Source organism: Xanthomonas sp. NCPPB 1067 (genome assembly GCF_020783795.1).
Lineage (GTDB): Bacteria > Pseudomonadota > Gammaproteobacteria > Xanthomonadales > Xanthomonadaceae > Xanthomonas > Xanthomonas melonis.
On record NZ_JAJGQG010000030.1, the window covers coordinates 1 to 18,782 of the forward strand.

Genomic DNA, 18,782 nt, shown 5'->3' on the forward strand with positions numbered 1-18,782 from the left:
ACCTTGGCCGACACCGACACGATCGCCGACCACTGCGACGCGTACCCGCCCTGGTGCTCCAGCACCATCTTCACCGATCGCTCCCGGACCTCTGGGGAAAACTTGCTTGCTCTGCTCATGGCTCCATCTTCTCAAGTAATGGAGCCTCCGGGGTTCCCGGGGCGGCTCAGTCAGGCTAAGCCGAACATGCTTGCGTTTGACCTGCCGGGCTACGGTAAGGATAGACTGAGCGTCCCAACTCTTCATATGAGCTGGCTTATGGACTTCAGTTGCAACGGACGCCCCCTCTCCTGTGCCTTGGCCATGACATTGGCCGCAGGGGTTTTGACTTCGGGACTGGTGGCATGCACTCAACCTTCGGCCTTGCCCCAGGAGACCACTGTGTCAAAACCCCCAAGCCAGGCCTCAATTGAGTCCGAGCAGAACAAAGGTGCTGCGGCATCCGATATCGCGGCGGACGCCGCGGCAAAGGTCACGCCTCGGCTTGTCGACCAAGACGCTTACCCCGAGTTGCAGGCGGGTCCAGCGTTGACCGCCCCCACACTGACCAACGCCCTGGCTCAGTTGGCGAAGGCGCTTCACTCCCAAGCCGACACGGCTCCAGCAGCGGTTGAACAGGCCATAGACTTGAAGTTGCCTCCTGATAGCAAGGGGCGGCGCTATGGGGTCAAAGGCGCATTAGGGCAGGGTGGCTACGAGTTGGCGGTCTGGAAGCCTTACGCCAAGCACCCCGGACACTTGATAGAAGTATCGGTCAACCCTCCTGGCTCATGCGAACTGACCATGGACGCGGTGCAGGCCCCATTGGTGTCGGCGGGCTTTCGGATGACCAAGCCAGGTTTTGGTGACGACCATCGGATCATGTTCGACAAGCAGGCCGGCCAGAACCTTGGGGTCTACATCGCCGTCAAGACAGACAACCGCAACGATCCTCACTGTGTTTCGAGAGTGACCTTCGAGTTGGAGCCAATCGATGGTTGATCCACGTGTCGAGCAACTGCTCAATGAGGTAGAGAAGCAATCCGGGTTGCCGCCCTCAGCTGCTCGGGACTTTCGCGAGGCTGTCGAAACCTCTCCATATCTTGCGTCTGCGATGGCCCAGGCCATCGAGAGCGGCAGTTTGCGTCACCTGTCGGTGTCAAACCGACCGAACGAGGGCGGACACTACGACGCGAGCACGGGCACGGTCAACGTCAGTGCGGATGTATTCCAGAGGACCAAGCAATCGGATCGCTTGGATTTGCTGACTGGTGTGTTGGGGCATGAGACCGGGCACGCGTTGATGGCCAAGTCGGCTGAGCAATCGCGATACAAGCTTGCCTACGGCATCGATCAAGCCCTCAAGGAGGGGGCCCAATACGGTGAGCCGGTGGTGGATGTCACTCCTATAGCCAAGGAATATCTTGCCTCGGCTCGCCGGGACGAGGGTCTGGCAGAGTTGATGAGCATGAACTCTGTGGCGAGCCGGGTGGTCACGACCACCGGCGAAGTCAACCAAAAAGTTCTACTTCGTCGGCTGGACCCCACGACCGCCTGCGTCACCAACGATCAGTTGGAGCCCGGCGTCCGGCTGGATGAGCATGGGTTACAGCGCACGCAGGGCCGTATAGAGAGTCCTGCCGTGGAGGCGGTAGCGGAATGTCATTTTGACAAGGGTGGAAGCACCTTGGGCCACAAGGGCACCTCGGCCTACCAGGCCTACTACACGGCTTACGCCATCGGTGCTGGCGCAGACATCTGGAAAGATCGTGCGAATGTCACGACGCAGCCGATGCCTAAGTTGGGCTACAACCTGCAGGAACTGGGGGTGAGTGCTCAGCAAGCCGAAGACGCTGGCATTGACCTGGGTGGGGTGGGCAAGACGTTCGAGTTTGCGGATACCTCCCAGGGACAAGTGCGTCCAGTGGAGGTGCGGCAGTTAGGCGCAGGTAATAGCAATCGCCCTGAGCTGAAGGCAGAAAATGATATCCATCCACAGCAGCTTTTGGCTGACAACCCGGCGCATCCCGACCATCAGGCCTATGCCCGCATCCATGACTGGGTCAAAGGCACGGGCAACTGGAGCGAAGAAGAGAGCCGGAACGTCAGCGCAGCGCTCTATAAGCAGCAGGCCGAAGACCCCTTGCTGAAGCGTGTGGACCAGGTCACTGGAGGCCTAGGCCGAGATGGAGCACACAACGTCTTTGCTGTCTACGCCCCGCACGGGGTGGGAGTCGCGCCAATGTTCCATGCCCATGTCGATGGACGCGAGGCCTCCCAGCAGCCGGCCCAGCAAAACCTGCAGCAGGCCGAGGTCATCAAACAGGATCAGGTGCGTCAGCAGGCTTTGGAACAGACACAGCAGCAAACAGCGCAGCAGGAGCTGGGACCACGGATGACGATGTAGTCGCCGGGAAGGATGAGGACGATAGCGTGGCCAGGCAACTTCAGGCTGCAATCCAGAAAGACGGCTAAGCCAAGCAGTCATGGACGATCAAGATCTAAGGCAGAGGCATCCCTGTCAGGGAGCACCGTTCTGCAACCTTACACCCCGCCGTCAGTGCCTTTAGGATTCAACGTGAGTAAAGGGGTTCAGACGCTAAAAGTTCAAGTCACTAGGAGGCGCAGAGGCGTTTTCTGCTTTATGGCAGAAGAGATTGCATTGCGGGTCAGAGAGCAACGCTTTTACCTGGATCAATCCAAAGCTCGGCTTTTGCCACCGTTTGCTTCAATTGAAGAGGAAGCGGATGCGATGGGCAAGGAATGCCTGGGGAGCCCACCGGAGTTTTTCGATCCGGAGAACTGGGACATGTCCATGCTCTACGAGGCAGCATTTCATCGGAGCCTTGAACACTACGACTTGCTGCAGGAGATGCGCGAGCGCACCGTCCTAGGTATCGCTGCGGGCATGTATCACCACTTCGACAAGAGTTTTCGCCTCCGGGTGGCTCGTGAGTTGCGCCAGGCCGGCTGGGTCATAGGCGAAAAAACCCGCGAGGAGATCTGGCGGTCGGACTGGAGCAAGCTGGAAGGACTGCTTGTGGCCTTCGGCTGGGACGTCCCGTCCGTGCCTGCATACCAAGATCTTGAAGCTTTACGACTGGTCGTGAACGTATTCAAACACGGCGAAGGAAAGTCCTTCGAAGACTTGAAGCAGCGCTTCCCTCGGTTTATTCCCGGACTGGAGTCGGCGAACTCCTGGACGTATGTGGATTACACGCACCTATGCGTAACCGACAAACATTTGGACGCATTCTCCGAGGCCATTGTGAGCTTCTGGGAGGCAATCCCTCTCCAGCTGTCAGTGGAAGAAGGCGTTGCCTCGTTGGATCTTCCTGCATTTTATGCGAAGGCGATGCGGGAGGACGGTTGCCCAACCTTCGCCGCCGGCCCGTCCGCTTCTACTCCGTCCTGACCAGCTGAGGCAACCGAGTCGTGTAGGCCGACGACAACGCTCCTTGGCTCATCGTTAAGACCTACCGAAGTTGCTCTCCACCATGCACCCGCTTTGGGTATTCAACCCTGAAACGATGCAGAAGCGATATGGCTTGGTCTCTGCGCCGGCCTCGGACCCTTTCAGTTTGGATGGTCGGTGCTGTCAGCTTGGTCACTACCTCCCCGCGCCTCGCCCCAGGCCAGCATCGCATCCAGCGCAGGACACAGCGCCTGCCCCCAGGGCGTCAGCCGGTAATCCACCTGCGGTGGTACCTGCGGATAGACCGTGCGTCGCACCAGGCCGTCGCGTTCGAGCTGACGCAGCTGCTGGGCGAGCATCTTCTGCGAAATGCCGGGAACCAGGCGCTCCAGGTCGGAGTAGCGCTGCACCTGGCCGTCGAACAGGTGGAACAGCAGCAGCAGTTTCCAACGGCCCTGGATGAGGTTGAGCAGGGCTTCGACATCACAGGCGGCGGTGTCCGGGGTGTGCGGCTTTCCCATGGGTGCGTTACTTACCTTTGCGTGCGTTCTTGTGGCCGGCGTGGCGGTTGCCGATGATGGCATACACGTTTGCGCTGGATAACACGCAACGGCGCCTGCGTTACCTGTTGCGCCTGGTTGCGATTCCATCGCCCACATGCAGGCGTGGCGATACTGCGAGGTGCGCTGCAGCCAACGCGCAGCTGCGCCCATGTGCGGCGGCGGCGTGCCACACCCTTTCTCCCTCATGAGCGCTCTCCAGGAGTTCTTGCCGCATGCATTCCCTGATCGTTATTGCACATCCCGAGCCGAGTTCACATACGCATGCGGTGGCAGCGCAGGTCGTTGCGGGCTTGACCGCCCACGATGCGGGCCACACGTTCGACGTTGCCGACCTTGCGCAGGAAGGTTTCGACCCGCGCTTCACGCTGGGCGATGTCGCGCTGTTTCAGCAGCGCGCGCCGGCACCGGCGGATGTGGCCGCCGAGCATGCGCGGCTGGAGCGCGCGGATGCGTTGGTACTGGTGTACCCGGTTTACTGGTGGGGGTTTCCGGCATTGCTGAAGGGCTGGATCGACCGCGTTTTCACGCTGGGCTGGGCGTTCGACGAGGCGCCGGACGGCAGGATCGTCAAACGGCTAGGGGAGCTGGATGTGCATCTGCTGGCCATTGGCGGTGCCGACGAGCGCACCTATGCGCGCCACGGCTACTTCGGCGCGATGAAGAGCCAGATCGACCACGGCATCTTCGATTTCTGCGGTGCGCCGGTGCGCACCAGCGAGCTGCTGACCGTGCCCGACCCCGCGTTTCCGGAGTCGCATTTCGAAACGGCGCGTACGGTGGGCGGGCGGCTGTTTCCGGGCAAGGCGGGCGCTGCTGCGGGTTAGCCGGGTAGCGGCCGCGTGTGCCGCCAGTCCGTTGCCGATACGGTCGATGCGGCCCGTACTGCGGAAGCGCCCTCAGCCGCGCGGCAACGAACCGGACCGTTGGCTCGCCACGCACTGTTCGCGCACCGGGAACAGTGTTGTGCGGTTTGGCGTGATGATCGTCGTGTCATTGCATTGGATAGTTTTCGCAACGCCGCAGCCCCGCGGTGCAAACGGACACATCCATGAGTCAACAACAGAAGGTTGCCCTTGTCACCGGAGCCTCGCGCGGTATCGGCGCGGCCATCGCACAGCGCCTGGCGCGCGACGGCTTTGCGGTGGTGCTCAATTACGCCGGCCATGCCGACGAAGCCGAACAGCTGGTGCGCAACATCGAAGCGGGCGGTGGCCGCGCCATCAGCGTGCAGGCCGATGTCAGCGACCCGGCGGCGGTGGAGCGCTTGTTCGCCGCAGCACACAGCGCGTTCGGCGGAGTGGATGTGCTGGTCAACAACGCCGGCATCATGCAGTTGGCCACATTGGCCGACAGCGACGATGCCTTGTTCGACAAGCACATCGCGATCAATCTGAAAGGCACCTTCAACACGCTGCGCCTGGCTGCGCAGCGGCTGCGCGATGGCGGGCGCATCGTCAACCTGTCCACCAGCGTGGTTGGCCTGAAACTGGAAACCTACGGTGTGTATGCGGCCACCAAGGCGGCGGTGGAAACGCTCACCGCGATCCTGTCCAAGGAGTTGCGCGGACGTGGCATCACGGTCAATGCGGTAGCTCCCGGGCCGACCGCCACCGCGTTATTCCTCGACGGCAAGCCGCCGGAGCTCATCGAACGCTTGTCCAAGGCCAATCCGCTGGAGCGGCTCGGCGAGCCGGAGGATATCGCCGCCGCAGTGGCGTTCCTGGTCGGCCCGGACGGCGGCTGGATCAATGGACAGGTGCTGCGCGCCAACGGCGGCATGGTCTGAGCTGCACCGGCGCGCGGCGTTACGCGCGTGCCGCGTCCTCCCCCTTGAAGGAGCAACCACATGAGCAAACGCATCCTGGTGACCGGCGCATCCAGCGGCTTCGGGCGATTGACCGCGCAAGCGCTGGCGGCCGCCGGCCATACCGTCTACGCCTCCATGCGCGATACCGCCGGGCGCAATGCCGGTGTGGCACAGGAGATGGCCGCGCTGGCCGGCGACCGGCAACTGGCCTTGCGCGCGATCGAGCTGGACGTACAGTCGCAGGCATCGGCCGATGCGGCAGTGGCCGCCATCGTGGCCGAGGCCGGCGGACTGGACGTGGTGGTGCACAACGCCGGGCACATGGCGTTCGGGCCGGCCGAAGCCTTCAGCGCCGAGCAGTTCGCGCACCTGTACGACATCAACGTGCTGGGTACGCAGCGGGTGAACCGCGCCGCCCTGCCGCAGTTGCGGGCGCAGCGGCAGGGGGTGTTGGTGTGGGTGTCCAGCAGCAGTTCGGCCGGCGGCACGCCGCCGTATCTGGCGCCCTACTTCGCCGCCAAGGCGGCGATGGATGCGCTGGCAGTGCAGTACGCGCGCGAGCTGGCGCGATGGGGCATCGAGACCTCGATCATCGTGCCCGGCGCCTTCACCAAAGGCACCAACCACTTCGCGCATGCCGGCGCCCCCGACGATGCCGCGCGCGCGGCCGCGTACGAGGCGGGCCCGTATGCGGGATTCGGCGAACAGGTGCAGCAGGCGTTCGCGCGCATCGTCCCCGAGGACGCCGATGTGGCCGAGGTGGCGCAGGCGATCGTGCAGGTGGTGGATGCGCCGTTCGGCACGCGGCCGTTCCGGGTGCATATCGATCCGGCCGGCGATGGCGCCGACGTGGGCTTTGCGGTGCTCGATCGCCTGCGTGCAGAGATGCTGCACCGTGTGGGATTGGGCGACCTATTGGCGCCGCGCGCGGTGGAATGATGGGATGCGGCAGGCACCTGGGGTGCCTGCCGGCGATGGAGCGGCTGACGCAACGTGGCGAGCAGTCGTCGGCTGGATGAGGACGGCGCACTCACGACCGCAGGTGGGAGCGGCCATGCAGCACCCAACACCGGCCGCGCCCGCCTGGCGGCTGTGCAATGGTTTCGTCAGCCGCTCTCAGCGTGAAAGATGATTGTTGCGAAGCGCGCGCTCGGACCGCATGACGTGCACCATCACGATGCGCTGCCCATCCACGCGGTGGATGACGCGGCAAGGTGGTTAGCCAATCTGGCGATAGCGCGAGCGCTTGAGTTCCTGTGGCCGGCTTCCGCTGTCCGGGTGTTCGATCAATTGCTCGACGTGCACGAACACCCGTTTTACCAGTGCCGCTGCAGCGGGCGCGTTGTCATGCCTGGCTCAATGGCCGCAGGCACAGCCAGATGGCGCACCAGTGCGACAACGCGCCGCCCAGCACATGGGCGTGCCAGATGGCGCGGTTGTAGACCATCGACTTGCGCACGTAGAACGCCACGCCCACGGTGTAGAACGCGCCGCCGGCCACGATGAGCCACAGCACCGCGCTGTCCAGGCCGGCGATCATCTGGTTGATCACCACCATGCCGGCCCAGCCCAGCAGCAGGTAGATCGCCACCCAGAAACCCTTGGCGATGCCGGGCAGGCATAGCTTGGCGAACACGCCGAACAGCGCCACGCTCCAGACGGTCAGGATCATGGCCCAGCGCCAGCTGCCATCGAGCGCGACCAGGAAGAACGGCGTGTACGAGCCGGCGATCATCACGAAGATGCCGGCATGATCGAACTTGCGCAGCATCGGCTGGCGCTGCGGCGGAGCGAAGTTGTAGGCCGCCGAGCAGGCGAACATCACCAGCAGGCCCAGCGCATACACGCAGGTGGCCAGCAGCAGGGTCTGGTTGGCATGCGCGCGCCAGATCATCCAGGCGCCGCCGACGATGGCCAGGAACAGCCCGGCAGCGTGCACGATCACGTCGGCACGGCGGGCAGCGGGGGTCTTGTAGTGCGGAGCGGGGGCGCTGGGGGGCACGGGCACGGCGGGTCGTCGGGAGGGGGAACCCACCGCGCAGATCGGGCGCAACGCGGCGGGGGCCACAGCATACCCGCTTGCTGAATTCGCTCAGTGACACCGGCTCGCGCATTCGGGCCATGTCTCATACCCTGAGACGCCTCCCCTGTCTCATGCGCCTCTTTGGGAGCCGCCGTATGCCTCCGTTTGCCCTCGCTCCCCGTACCGATTCCGCCGAACGCGCGCTGGCCACCACCGATGGCCGCCCCAGCCGCGATGGCGCGCTGCTCACCCAGCGCCTGGAACGGCGCTACCACGACCGCATCACCGGCAGCTTCACCCTGCCCGGGCGCGAAGGCCGCTACGCGCCGATCCCCGACGATGTGCCGGCCGCGCTCGCCGATGCCTTGCGATCGCGCGGCATCGACCAGCTATACAGCCATCAGGCCGAGGCCTGGACGGCCAGCCAGCGCGGCGAACACGTGGCGATCGTCACGCCCACCGCCTCGGGCAAATCGCTGTGCTACACGCTGCCGGTGGTGAGTGCAGCGATGACCGCCGGGGCCAAGGCGCTGTACCTGTTCCCCACCAAGGCGCTGGCGCAGGACCAGGTGGCCGAGCTGCTGGATCTCAATCGCGCCGGCGAGCTGGGGGTCAAGGCCTTCACCTTCGACGGCGACACCCCGGGCGATGCGCGCCAGGCGATCCGCCTGCATGGCGATATCGTGGTCAGCAACCCGGACATGCTGCACCAGGCCATTTTGCCGCATCACACCAAGTGGGCGCAGTTCTTCGAGAACCTGCGCTATGTGGTGATCGACGAGATCCATACCTACCGCGGCGTGTTCGGCAGCCACGTCACCAACGTGCTGCGCCGGCTCAAGCGCATCTGCGCGTTCTATGGCGCCAGCCCGCAGTTCATCCTGTGCTCGGCCACCATCGGCAACCCGCATGCGCACGCGCAGGCCTTGATCGAAGAACAGGTGCATGCCATCACCGAGTCCGGCGCGCCCACCGGCGACAAGCATGTGCTGCTGTGGAACCCGCCGGTGGTCAATGCGGATCTTGGCTTGCGCGCCTCGGCGCGTTCGCAGAGCAACCGCATCGCGCGCATCGCCATCAAGAGCGGGCTGAAGACGCTGGTGTTCGCGCAGACACGGCTGATGGTGGAGGTGCTGACCAAGTATCTGAAGGACATCTTCGATCACGACCCGCGCAAGCCCCCACGTATTCGCGCCTACCGAGGCGGCTATCTGCCCACCGAGCGGCGCGAAGTGGAGCGCGCGATGCGCGCCGGCACCATCGACGGCATCATTTCCACCTCCGCGCTGGAACTGGGCGTGGATATCGGCGCGCTGGACGTGGTGGTCCTCAATGGCTACCCAGGCAGCGTGGCGGCGACCTGGCAGCGCTTCGGGCGCGCCGGGCGGCGCCAGCAACCGGCGCTGGGCGTGCTGGTGGCCAGCTCGCAGCCGCTGGACCAGTACGTAGTGCGGCATCCGGATTTCTTTGCCGACGCCTCGCCCGAGCATGCGCGCATCGCACCGGACCAGCCGCTGATCCTGTTCGACCACATCCGCTGCGCGGCGTTCGAATTGCCGTTCATTGCCAGCGAACCATTCGGCCCGATCGACCCGCTGGTATTTCTGGAAGCCTTGGCCGAAAGCGAGGTGATCCACCAGGAAGGCGACCGCTGGGAGTGGATCGCCGACAGCTACCCGGCCAATGCGGTGAGCCTGCGTTCGGTGGCCGACGGCAACTTCGTGGTGGTGGACAAGAGCGATGGCAAGCAGCAGATCATCGCCGAGGTGGATTATTCGGCCGCCGCGCTCACCTTGTACGAAGGCGCCATCCACATGGTGCAGAGCACGCCGTACCAGGTGGAGCGGCTGGATTGGGAAGGCCGCAAGGCCTACGTGACGCGCACGCACGTGGACTATTACACCGACAGCATCGACTACACCAAGCTCAAGGTGCTGGACCGTTTCGACGGCAGCGTGGCCGGCCGTGGCGATTCGCATCATGGTGAAGTACACGTGGTGCGGCGCGTGTCCGGCTACAAGAAGATCCGCTATTACACGCACGAGAACATCGGCTACGGCCCGGTCAACCTGCCCGACCAGGAACTGCATACCACCGCGGTGTGGTGGCAGCTACCTCAAGCCACGCTGGGCAAGGCGTTCGCGTCCAAGCAGGATGCGCTTGATGGGTTCCTGGGCGCCGCCTATGCGCTGCACGTGGTCGCCACGGTGGCGGTGATGGCCGACGCACGCGATCTGCAGAAAGCCGTGGGCAATGGCGATGGCGCGTGGTTCGCGGTGGCCGACCAGACCGGGCGCGGGCAACTGCGCGGCGTGGAAGAAGGCGAACCTGCTGCGGTGGAACTGCAGCAGGCCTTCGTGCCCACGGTCTACCTGTACGACAACTTCCCCGGCGGCGTGGGCCTGAGCGAACCGCTATGGCTGCGCCAGGCCGAGCTGCTGCAGCGCGCGGACGAACTGGTGCGCCGCTGCGACTGCAGCGCCGGCTGCCCGGCCTGCGTGGGCCCGGTGCTGGCCGCGCATGAGCAAGGCAAGGGGCAATCGCCCAAGTCGCTGGCGTTGACGGTGCTGGCGCTGTTGTTCGACGCCGATGCGCCATTGCGGCATGCCACGCAGGTGGACGACGACCTGGCGCTGGACGTGCTTGCATGAGTGTGAGTGCAGACCGGCTGCGCTTGCTGCGGCGTCAAGCCGGGCATGCGGATGTGCGTGCGCCAGCGGCGGTTGTGGATGGCGCGGCAGTGGATGGTGCGGATGTTTCCGCTGCGGACAATGCGCAGGCCGATGCGCACCCGCTGCGCGCGGCAGTGGTGGCGCGTACCTCGGATGATGCAGTCGGTGCGGTTGCAGTGGCAGGCGATGCGCGCACGCGTGTCGCAGGTGACATGCCCGCAGCGGCGCAGCCGATGCGGGCGCTGGCAGCACCGGTGCCTGGCAGCGATCCTGGGGTGAGCGCAGAACGTTTGCGCCTGCTACGCCGCCAGGTCGGCGGGCTGACGCCCACGGCGCGCAAGGACGATGCGGTGCTGCCCACGCGTGCGCAACGCCAGCCTGCGCCGGGCGCTGCTGCATCTGGGTCACGCGCGTTGCCGCGCGAGGCGGCTGCGGGAAGCGCGCAGCCCGGCAGCGCAGACGCTGCCGGCGTGCCGCGTGCCCAGCCCACCGCACCGGCCATGACGCGCCGCGCCCTGCAGGCGTCGGTTGCTGCAGCGCCTGCGCGCGATAGCTCGGCGTTTGCCTGGGTGGACCACGATGTGCGCCACAAGCCGGCGGGTGCGGCAGCCGCTGCGGCAGCGCGCGTGCCGGCTGTACGCACGGCACCGGCTGCGCCCACATCACTGCAGCCACCACAACGCCGCACCGACATCGCCGGCCTGCGCAAGATGATCGGCCTGCGCGAACGCGCGGTCTCCGCGCACACACCGGTCCGCGCGCCATCCACCGACCGATATCTGCCTGGCGACGAGATCGCGCCCGGCCTGCATCTGATCCAGGCCTTCCTGCCGCAGGCGATCCCACGCCAGGCGCTCTCGCTGGCCTTCGCCAAACGCGAGGATGCGGTGGACCCGATGGATCTGTTGTTCTTCGATACCGAAACCACCGGCCTGGCCGGCGGTACCGGCACGCGCGCCTTCATGATCGGGGTGGCCGACTGGTATGTCGACGCTACGCAGGGCAGCGGGCTGCGCGTGCGCCAGCTGATGATGTCCACGATGGCGGCCGAGAGCGCGATGCTGGATCTGTTCCGCAGCTGGCTGACGCCGCGCACGGTGCTGTCCAGCTACAACGGGCGTTGCTACGACGCGCCGTTGCTCAAGACGCGCTACCGGCTGGCGCGCCGCGGCGACCCGCTGTCGGCGCTGGATCACGTGGACCTGCTGTTCCCTACCCGCCGGCGTTACCGCGGCACCTGGGAGAACTGCAAGCTGTCCACCATCGAACGGCAGCTGTTGCGCGTGGTGCGCGAAGACGACCTGCCCGGCTCAGAGGCACCGGCCGCCTGGTTGAGCTATCTGCGCGGCGGCAGCGCGCGCAACCTGCGCCGCGTGGCCGAGCACAATCATCAGGACGTGGTGACGCTGTCGCTGCTGCTGCAGCGGCTGGTGGCGGTGGAAGCGCAGGAGCGCGAGGCGCTTGCCTTGATGGGCTAGCGCGCCTCGAGGCAAGCGCCTCGCATCGGCTGGACGTGGATGTATTGCTGCACAGGCGATCTCGCCGACCGCGTCATCCCGCAGACGCGTCTCTGGGCGCGACGGGCGTTACCGGTAAGGCCCTCGCGCCCGGGGGCGCTCCGACCGAACGGCAATGCGGGGTGCGCACCGCCGTGTCTTGCGGATCTGCGCGATGCCGGCGGGCGCTCAACGCTTGCGCTGCTGCATCGCCGCTTCGTCGTCCAGCCAGTTGCTGCCCTTGTTGGTCAGGAAAAACATGTAGACCACCAACGACACCGCAGTGACTGCCGTCGCATAGATCACGAATTCACTGACATGGCCTGTTTTCAACGAGGCCTGGTACAGCAGCGGCGCGGTGCCGCCGAACGCGGAGTTCGCCAGCGCATAGCCGAGCCCCACGCCCAGCGCACGCACATGGGTGGGAAACAACTCGGCCTTCACCACTGCGTTGATCGAGGTGTAGCCGGTCAGGATCACAAAGCCCACGGTGAGGATGGCGAAGGCGCTCAGCCAATCGGTCTGCCTGGGCAGCTCGGTCACCAGGAACCAGGTGTACAGCACCCCGCCGATACCGAAGAACACCAGCAAGGTCTTGCGGCCGACGATATCCGACAACCAGCCGCCAACCGGCTGCATCAGCATCAGCAGCGTCAGCGCGACCAGGTTGATGATGGTGCCGGCCATCACGTCGCCACCGGCGAAGGCGGTCTGGATCATCTTCGGGCCGGTCACCGAGTAGGTGTAGAACGCGATCGTGCCGCCGGCAGTGATCAGGAAGCACAGCAGCAACGGGCGCCATTGGTTGACGAACAACTCGCGCAGCGAGCCGGAGGCCTTGGCCTTGCCGGTGCGCGAATCGGCGATGGATTCGGAACTCAAGGATTCGTCCATGGTGCGGCGCAGCCAGAACACCACCAACGCGCCGATGCCGCCCAGGCCGAACGCCACGCGCCAGCCCCAGGCCGAGACCTGCTCGGCATCGAACACCTGCAGCATCACCAGCAGCGTGGCCTGCGCCAGCACATGGCCGCCGACCAGGGTCACGTAGTGGAACGAGGACAGGAAGCCGCGCCGCCCGGGAATGGCCGCTTCGGACATGTAGGTGGCACTGGTGCCGTACTCGCCGCCGGTGGCAAAGCCCTGCAGCAGGCGCGCCAGCAACAGGATGATCGGTGCGGCGATGCCGATGGTCGCCACCGTGGGCGTGATCGCGATGACGAACGAGCACAACGCCATCATCGACACCGAGATGGTCAGCGCCAGACGCCGCCCGTAGCGGTCGGCGAAGCGGCCGAAGTACCACGCACCGATCGGCCGCATCAGGAAGGTCATCGCGAAGATCGCCCACACGAACAGGGTGGCGTTCTTGTCTTCCTTGGAGAAGAACTGCGACTCGAAATAGGTGGCGAACACCGAGTAGACGTAGACGTCGTACCACTCGACCAGGTTGCCGGCCGATCCCTTGAGCGTGTTGGAGACCGAGCGGCGAAGGCTGCCGGGCGCGGCGGCGGAACCGGCGGCGATCGGAGACGATGGGGGTACGCTCATGCGGTCGGAACCTCTCGGGTGGGACAGCCCCGAAGTATAGGTGCGCGCTTGTGTGACGCATGTAAGCATTTCGGCGCATATACAACGGCCGATCCAGCCGAACTGCGCTGCACTTCAGCTCGCTTTCGGCGTCGGTGCCGCAAGCGATTTGCTGTACATCCCGGAGCGGTCGAAGCAGCACGCACGGCGCTTGCCTGCCGCCAGCATGGCGCAGGCGGTGGCGATGCGCTTGACCCGCGTCTGGGCTTGCTTGCCCGATACGATCCAGAAGATCCAGTCGCGTCGCGCCAGCGCGGTGATGTCGTCCCAGGTCGCACGCGCGGCCGGCTGCGCGGCCAGGGCGGCCTGCAGATCGTCCGGCACCACCGGCTCGGGTTCCACGTCCACCGGGGCGATTTCCAGGGCCACGGTGTCGCCGGCCGCCACGCCGGCCGCGCGCTGCAGCGTGGCGTCCAGCTTGAGCCAATGCCCGCCCTGCCCGTCCGGTTCAAGCGTGGCCTGCAACGGATGCCCGGCCAGGCTTCCGCGTACGGTGACCATGCTGCGGGTGGGCAACTGCGTGCTGGCCGCGGCAGGCAACCGCAGAAACAACCAGGTCGCCGCCCCGGGCACATCCGGCTCCAGCAGCCTTGCCTTGCAACGAATCGGGGAAGCGCGCCTGGACATGCGCGGACCATAGCACCGCGTCCGCGTTCGATGTCACTGTGCGCACCTGTAACGGACACGGCCATTGCTGCACACTGCCAGCCACCGCGTCCGCGCCCCGCGCTGCCCACCCGAAGCGGTAAGCCAATGCATGGATCGTCTGCGCGCGTGGGCGCATCCGACAAGCGGCATGTCGCACCATTGCCGCGGCCAAGTCGTCGACGGCCCCATCCTGCGAATAGAGGCAGACAGCATGCGTCAACCACTCACCGACATCAGTAAATTTCTCAGCTATGTGCTGCGGCACGCGCCGGAGTCGATTGGCGTGACGCTCGATCGGGATGGCTGGGTGGACATCGATGCCATCATTGCCGGTGCCGCAGCCGCAGGCCGGCATCTCGACGTGGCGCTGGTCAAGATGGTCGTCGCGCAGAGCGACAAGCAGCGCTTCACCCTGTCCGACAACGGGCTGCGCATCCGCGCCGCGCAAGGCCACAGCACCCCGGCCGTTGCAGTCCAGCACCAGGCGCGGCGTCCTCCCGACGTGCTGTATCACGGCACCGCCACACGCGTACTTGCGGCAATCCTGGTGCAGGGCCTGCAACCGGGCCAGCGCCATCATGTCCATCTATCCGCCGATCCGGACACCGCCACCAAGGTTGGAGCGCGCCACGGCACGCCGGTGGTGCTGCGCGTGGAGAGCCTGCAGATGCATGCAGCAGGCATTGCGTTTTTCCAGGCCGACAACGGCGTCTGGCTGACGGCACACGTACCGCCGAATTATCTGCGCGTGGCGGAGTAGGGGAGCGGCCGCATCGCTTGCGTGATCCATCCCGATGCCCGGCACACGCGGTGGCGAGGGGAGGCCACGCCTGCGGCCGCCGGATCCTTCACGACCCCCATGCCACCAGCCTTGCCAGAATGCCCGCCGTTTATGCCCGCAATGGCGGGGATCGGAGTGGGGTGCATGATCTGGATCATCGTGGCTGCCGTGGTCGTCACCTTGCTGGTGGGGCTGCTGCTGCTCAACTTCGCCACGCCGGAGAAGAAGCTCCAGCACATTCCCAAGCACCTCTACGACGTTGCCGACCCGCAGTTCAAGCGCGAAATGTCGGTGTTGCTGGGCCCGACCATCCTGCCCGGCAACCGCATCGACGTGCTCAACAACGGCTGCGAGATCTTTCCGGCGATGCTGGAGGCCATTGCCGGCGCGCAGCACACCATCACCTTCGAAACCTACATCTATTGGTCGGGTGAGATTGGCCGCGAGTTCAGCGAGGCGCTGTCCGCGCGCGCGCGCGCCGGCGTGGCGGTCCGCGTCACCATCGACTGGGGCGGCAGCCTGAAGATGGACCATGCGCTGGTGGACACCATGACCAACGCCGGCGTGGAAGTGCACCGCTACCGCCCGCTGGCCTGGTACAACCTGCACCGCGTCAACAACCGCACGCACCGCAAGTTGCTGGTGATCGATGGCCGGATCGGCTTCACCGGGGGCGTGGGCGTGGCCGACCAGTGGATGGGCGATGCGCAGGATCCGGAGCATTGGCGCGACACCCATTACCGCATCGAAGGCCCGGTGGTGGCGCAGGTGCAGACCGCCTTCAACGACAACTGGATCAAGACCACCGGCCGCGTGGTCAACGGTGCCCGGTACTACCCGGCGCTGGAGCCGGCCGGCGACAGCGATGCGCAGCTGTTCGTGGCCTCGCCGGCCGGCGGCAGCGAGAGCATGCACCTGATGTATCTGATCGCCATCGCCGCCGCCTGCAACACCATCGACCTGGCCGCAGCGTACTTCGTGCCCGACGCGCTGATCACCCGCGCGCTGCTGGAAGCCCGCGGCCGCGGTGTCAGGATCCGTGTGCTGCTGCCCGGCAAGCACATCGATGCGGTCTCGGTACGGCTGGCCTCCAAGGCCAGCTGGGAGCCGCTGCTGCAGGCCGGTATCGAAATCCACGAATACCAGCCCACCATGCTGCACACCAAGCTGCTGATCGTGGATGGCCTGCTGGTGTCGGTGGGCTCGACCAACTTCGACATCCGCTCGTTCCGCCTCAACGACGAGGCCAGTTTGAATGTCTACGACCGCACGCTGGCCGCGCGCATGACCGACGTGTTCGAGCGCGACCTGCAACGCGCCGAACGCTACACGCTGGAGCGCTGGCGCGCGCGGCCGCTGCGGCAGCGGCTGGGCGAAAAGCTGGTGTTCCCGTTCCGCTCCCAGGTTTAGAGCGGCTAACAGTACCTAACGAGCGGTCGTCAGGCGGGTGTGGGCGGCGCGCTCGGAACCGCAGTGTATGAGCGGTACATGCCGATTCCGAGCACTGGCCGCGCCCGCCTGGCGGGGAGCGCAGTCGTTTTTTGGCCGCTCTTAGCTGGACGCTCGGCTCGCGTGTTCGCCCGCGTCCAGCCGCAGCTGCCGCAGGCGCCACCACAGCCCGGCGGTATGCACCAGCGCGTACAGCACCAGGGCCGCCGCGATGCCCAGGGTCAGCGGGCTGGCCTGCGATCCGGCCACCGCCGCACCGTTGGCGAACGCACCGCTGGCCCAGCGCCAGGCCAGCCGCGCTGCCAGCACCACCATCAGTGCCGCGCCGATCCACGGGTTGGGCGTGTACCAGCCGCGGCCGTCCACCCACTCGGTGGGCGTGTAGCGCAGCGAAAGCACGCCCAGCCCGATGCCGACCAGCGCGCCAACGGCAATGCCGAGCCGCACCTGCGGCAACCCGTAGACCGCAAATCCCAGCGCCGCCGCCGCGATGAGCAGCAGCGTGGCGCGGATGCCGGTGGCCAGCGGCTTCCATGGCTGGCGGCCGAAACTGCGGCGGATGCGCCGGTAGTAGACGAATGCGATGGCGGCCATCGACAGATAGGGGGCAAACGGGGCAATGGCGTGGGCGGGCATGGCGCGGTCCTGGCGAAGTGGCCGCTGCAGAATGAAACCGGGCCGCAGCGCAGACAAGGTGCCAAGCGTCACTTTCTGCTGCCTGGCACGCGCCTGCTCCGCCAGACCAGGCGTCGCCGCTGGAGCGCCCTTGCTGGCAGCCAGCGCCGCCGATGAATCCCCGCATGCGCGTCGGCGCTCGCCACGCGCGGATCCAGGCCACGGCGGTAGACTTGCAGCCGTACTCCCCCATCGCAGTGCCATGTCCGCCATCAAGCAACACGCCCATACGCTGATCGACGCGCTGCCGGACACGGCAGGGTGGCAGGACGTGGCCCGCGCCGTGGACGCCGCCCGATTCGAGGCGGCAGTGCTGGAGGGCATCGCCGCGGCCGAGACGGGCGCGGTCCTCAGCGCACCGCAGCTCGCGACGCTGTTCGCCGGATGGGGCGTTGATGTTGCGGCGTGACTGGACCGTCCCGGCCGCCAGCCAGCTCGCTCACGCCCAGGATCACTACCACGCGCTCAACCCGACCGCTGCCGCCGCGATGGCGCGACGAGTGCTGGACGCGACCCGCACGCTGGCCGAACAACCCGGCCGCGGCAGCGCGGGCCGGGTGCCGGGCACCCGCGAATGGGTGGTGACGCAGACCCCGTACGTGCTGGTCTACCGCGTGCGCGAAGGGGCCCTGCAGATCCTGCATGTCCACCTCGATGCGCAGGACTGGCTGCCGCGCACCGAACCGCTGCGCGAACGCCTGGAGCCGTGGATCGCTGCACTGATCAGCGCACTGGTGCATGTGCTGATGCTGCTGATCCTGCTGTCGGCCTCCACGCCCACCGTGACCCCGCCGCAGGGCTCGTCCAGCGGCGGCCGCACCAAGGTGGACTTCGTCGGCGATACCGACCAACCGCAACAACCCACGCCTTCCCCGACGCCCACGCCACCCTCGCCCACACCGGCACCGGTCCAGCCGCCGCCGGCTGCCTCGCCCGTGCAATCCACGCTGGTGCAGGACGCCAGGAACCCGGTGCCGCCTCCAGGCGACACCCGTCGCGGCAGCCCGAACGAGCAGCGCCAGACCCGGCCGGTGCAGCGCCCCACGCCACTGCGGCCGCCGGCCGAACCGTCGTCGCCGCCGCAACGCCGTCCCGAGACCTGGACCGGGCGCCCACCGGGCATGCTCGACGAACCGGCCGATGCCGCCGAAGACGGCAGCGCGTACACGCCGACCATCAGCCAGGGCCGCCGCAACGACCGCAACAACGCCCAGCCGAGCATGGATATCGGCGGCTACCAGGTCTATTACGACGTGCGCAGCGAAACCCAGCTGCGGGTATGGAAGGAACAGGGCATGCAGGAGATCGCCATCATCCTGCCGGGCACGCAGCAACGCATGGTCTGCCCGCTGGAGGTCGCGCTCAAGCGCGGCTCCAGCAAGTGCCGCCTGCTGCCACCGGACTCGCCCGAGCTGAAGAACATCGGCGATGCCCGCGAGGTCATCAACATGATGGAGGTCTACCGCCAGGGCGAACCGGTGTGGCGCGGGCCGGGACCGTATCGGTGAGTGAGGCTACGCTGCCCCGGCTTCCGGCGCGCATGGCCGCGCAGCGAGCGCGGTATCTAAAGTCGACGGCGTGTGGTGCCACAGTTTGACGACCGCCTGCTCGCATTCGACATGGGTGCGTCGCAGGCAATGCGGTCCGCGTATGCACCACCCATGCCTTGGGCTGGTCAACGGTG

General features: G+C 66.2%; 16 protein-coding genes, 1 other RNA gene and 2 pseudogenes. 12 read left to right on the plus strand and 7 right to left on the minus strand.

Annotation, left to right across the window (positions count from 1 at the left end):
• Nucleotides 1-381 precede the first annotated feature (381 nt).
• From LL962_RS17655 to LL962_RS17665, 3 genes and pseudogenes are all read left to right on the plus strand, one after another.
• Nucleotides 382-981 (plus strand): hypothetical protein, encoded by a 600-nt coding sequence (locus LL962_RS17655; RefSeq protein ID WP_228317843.1) that lies wholly within the window; start codon nucleotides 382-384, stop codon nucleotides 979-981.
• Nucleotides 982-1,972: 991 nt separating this feature from the next.
• A pseudogene (locus LL962_RS20985) lies at nucleotides 1,973-2,386 on the plus strand (XVIPCD domain-containing protein); the annotation flags it as partial.
• Between the two features lie 237 nt (nucleotides 2,387-2,623).
• Entirely contained in the window at nucleotides 2,624-3,394 is a 771-nt protein-coding gene (locus LL962_RS17665) for a hypothetical protein (RefSeq protein ID WP_228317845.1), read from the plus strand.
• Nucleotides 3,395-3,555: 161 nt separating this feature from the next.
• Here the strand turns inward: LL962_RS17665 and LL962_RS17670 are convergent, their stop codons facing one another.
• Nucleotides 3,556-3,915, minus strand: coding sequence for a winged helix-turn-helix transcriptional regulator (locus LL962_RS17670; RefSeq protein ID WP_228317846.1), 360 nt, complete (start codon nucleotides 3,913-3,915; stop codon nucleotides 3,556-3,558).
• 254 nt (nucleotides 3,916-4,169) lie between these two features.
• On the opposite strand from LL962_RS17670, the gene LL962_RS17675 reads away from it, so the two are divergent.
• The 3 genes from LL962_RS17675 to LL962_RS17685 all read left to right on the plus strand — a co-directional run bounded on the left by LL962_RS17675 (nucleotide 4,170) and on the right by LL962_RS17685 (nucleotide 6,703).
• Entirely contained in the window at nucleotides 4,170-4,781 is a 612-nt protein-coding gene (locus LL962_RS17675) for an NAD(P)H-dependent oxidoreductase (RefSeq protein WP_228317847.1), read from the plus strand.
• Between the two features lie 224 nt (nucleotides 4,782-5,005).
• A complete protein-coding gene (locus tag LL962_RS17680) occupies nucleotides 5,006-5,743 on the plus strand; it encodes an SDR family oxidoreductase (protein ID WP_228317848.1) in 738 nt (245 codons plus the stop codon).
• 60 nt (nucleotides 5,744-5,803) lie between these two features.
• On the plus strand, nucleotides 5,804-6,703 hold the full coding sequence (locus LL962_RS17685; protein WP_228317849.1) for an SDR family NAD(P)-dependent oxidoreductase: 900 nt from the start codon (nucleotides 5,804-5,806) through the stop codon (nucleotides 6,701-6,703).
• A 177-nt stretch (nucleotides 6,704-6,880) separates the two neighbouring features.
• Here LL962_RS17685 and LL962_RS20990 read toward each other — a convergent pair.
• A pseudogene (locus LL962_RS20990) lies at nucleotides 6,881-7,111 on the minus strand (type II toxin-antitoxin system RelE/ParE family toxin); the annotation flags it as partial.
• Complete coding sequence (gene trhA, locus LL962_RS17695; RefSeq protein ID WP_228317850.1) at nucleotides 7,110-7,772, minus strand: PAQR family membrane homeostasis protein TrhA; 663 nt, start codon at nucleotides 7,770-7,772, stop codon at nucleotides 7,110-7,112. The pseudogene LL962_RS20990 and the gene trhA, both read right to left, overlap by 2 nt.
• Nucleotides 7,773-7,942: 170 nt before the next feature.
• Between trhA and LL962_RS17700 the strand changes: the two genes are divergently transcribed.
• Both LL962_RS17700 and LL962_RS17705 read left to right on the plus strand, forming a co-directional pair.
• On the plus strand, nucleotides 7,943-10,438 hold the full coding sequence (locus tag LL962_RS17700; RefSeq protein ID WP_228317851.1) for a DEAD/DEAH box helicase: 2,496 nt from the start codon (nucleotides 7,943-7,945) through the stop codon (nucleotides 10,436-10,438).
• Complete coding sequence (locus LL962_RS17705; protein WP_228317852.1) at nucleotides 10,435-11,937, plus strand: ribonuclease H-like domain-containing protein; 1,503 nt, start codon at nucleotides 10,435-10,437, stop codon at nucleotides 11,935-11,937. Before LL962_RS17700 ends, LL962_RS17705 begins: the two co-directional genes overlap by 4 nt.
• Nucleotides 11,938-12,144: 207 nt before the next feature.
• On the opposite strand, the gene LL962_RS17710 is transcribed toward LL962_RS17705, so the two are convergent.
• Both LL962_RS17710 and LL962_RS17715 read right to left on the minus strand, forming a co-directional pair.
• Nucleotides 12,145-13,506 (minus strand): MFS transporter, encoded by a 1,362-nt coding sequence (locus tag LL962_RS17710; protein ID WP_104588720.1) that lies wholly within the window; start codon nucleotides 13,504-13,506, stop codon nucleotides 12,145-12,147.
• Nucleotides 13,507-13,620: 114 nt separating this feature from the next.
• The gene (locus LL962_RS17715; protein WP_228317854.1) at nucleotides 13,621-14,172 is read right to left on the minus strand and encodes a YdeI/OmpD-associated family protein; all 552 of its coding nucleotides are present in this window, start codon (nucleotides 14,170-14,172) and stop codon (nucleotides 13,621-13,623) included.
• A 232-nt stretch (nucleotides 14,173-14,404) separates the two neighbouring features.
• Between LL962_RS17715 and LL962_RS17720 the strand changes: the two genes are divergently transcribed.
• Both LL962_RS17720 and LL962_RS17725 read left to right on the plus strand, forming a co-directional pair.
• Nucleotides 14,405-14,953: an RNA 2'-phosphotransferase gene (locus LL962_RS17720; RefSeq protein ID WP_228317855.1), complete on the plus strand. Its 549-nt coding sequence runs from the start codon at nucleotides 14,405-14,407 to the stop codon at nucleotides 14,951-14,953.
• Between the two features lie 165 nt (nucleotides 14,954-15,118).
• Nucleotides 15,119-16,384, plus strand: coding sequence for a phospholipase D-like domain-containing protein (locus tag LL962_RS17725; RefSeq protein ID WP_228317856.1), 1,266 nt, complete (start codon nucleotides 15,119-15,121; stop codon nucleotides 16,382-16,384).
• Between the two features lie 3 nt (nucleotides 16,385-16,387).
• Here the strand turns inward: LL962_RS17725 and LL962_RS17730 are convergent.
• Both LL962_RS17730 and LL962_RS17735 read right to left on the minus strand, forming a co-directional pair.
• Nucleotides 16,388-16,464, minus strand: a non-coding RNA gene (locus LL962_RS17730) — sX9 sRNA.
• Between the two features lie 61 nt (nucleotides 16,465-16,525).
• Nucleotides 16,526-17,059, minus strand: coding sequence for a hypothetical protein (locus LL962_RS17735; RefSeq protein ID WP_228317858.1), 534 nt, complete (start codon nucleotides 17,057-17,059; stop codon nucleotides 16,526-16,528).
• 241 nt (nucleotides 17,060-17,300) lie between these two features.
• On the opposite strand from LL962_RS17735, the gene LL962_RS17740 reads away from it, so the two are divergent.
• Nucleotides 17,301-17,507, plus strand: a complete 207-nt coding sequence (locus tag LL962_RS17740) for a hypothetical protein (protein WP_228317859.1) — start codon at nucleotides 17,301-17,303, stop codon at nucleotides 17,505-17,507.
• Nucleotides 17,494-18,606 carry a type II toxin-antitoxin system RelE/ParE family toxin gene (locus tag LL962_RS17745; protein ID WP_228317860.1) on the plus strand — a complete coding sequence of 371 codons (1,113 nt, stop codon included), beginning with the start codon at nucleotides 17,494-17,496 and terminating at the stop codon, nucleotides 18,604-18,606. Before LL962_RS17740 ends, LL962_RS17745 begins: the two co-directional genes overlap by 14 nt.
• Nucleotides 18,607-18,782: the final 176 nt, after the last annotated feature.

Coding starts and splice junctions, on each gene's coding strand:
- LL962_RS17735 (WP_228317858.1), bottom strand. CDS start 17,059: ATGCCCGCCCACGCCATTGCCCCGTTTGCCCCCTATCTGTCGATGGCC.
- LL962_RS17725 (WP_228317856.1), top strand. CDS start 15,119: ATGATCTGGATCATCGTGGCTGCCGTGGTCGTCACCTTGCTGGTGGGG.
- LL962_RS17670 (WP_228317846.1), bottom strand. CDS start 3,915: ATGGGAAAGCCGCACACCCCGGACACCGCCGCCTGTGATGTCGAAGCC.
- LL962_RS17745 (WP_228317860.1), top strand. CDS start 17,494: ATGTTGCGGCGTGACTGGACCGTCCCGGCCGCCAGCCAGCTCGCTCAC.
- LL962_RS17710 (WP_104588720.1), bottom strand. CDS start 13,506: ATGAGCGTACCCCCATCGTCTCCGATCGCCGCCGGTTCCGCCGCCGCG.
- LL962_RS17685 (WP_228317849.1), top strand. CDS start 5,804: ATGAGCAAACGCATCCTGGTGACCGGCGCATCCAGCGGCTTCGGGCGA.
- LL962_RS17740 (WP_228317859.1), top strand. CDS start 17,301: ATGTCCGCCATCAAGCAACACGCCCATACGCTGATCGACGCGCTGCCG.
- LL962_RS17665 (WP_228317845.1), top strand. CDS start 2,624: ATGGCAGAAGAGATTGCATTGCGGGTCAGAGAGCAACGCTTTTACCTG.
- LL962_RS17675 (WP_228317847.1), top strand. CDS start 4,170: ATGCATTCCCTGATCGTTATTGCACATCCCGAGCCGAGTTCACATACG.
- LL962_RS17705 (WP_228317852.1), top strand. CDS start 10,435: ATGAGTGTGAGTGCAGACCGGCTGCGCTTGCTGCGGCGTCAAGCCGGG.
- LL962_RS17715 (WP_228317854.1), bottom strand. CDS start 14,172: ATGTCCAGGCGCGCTTCCCCGATTCGTTGCAAGGCAAGGCTGCTGGAG.
- LL962_RS17700 (WP_228317851.1), top strand. CDS start 7,943: ATGCCTCCGTTTGCCCTCGCTCCCCGTACCGATTCCGCCGAACGCGCG.
- LL962_RS17720 (WP_228317855.1), top strand. CDS start 14,405: ATGCGTCAACCACTCACCGACATCAGTAAATTTCTCAGCTATGTGCTG.
- LL962_RS17680 (WP_228317848.1), top strand. CDS start 5,006: ATGAGTCAACAACAGAAGGTTGCCCTTGTCACCGGAGCCTCGCGCGGT.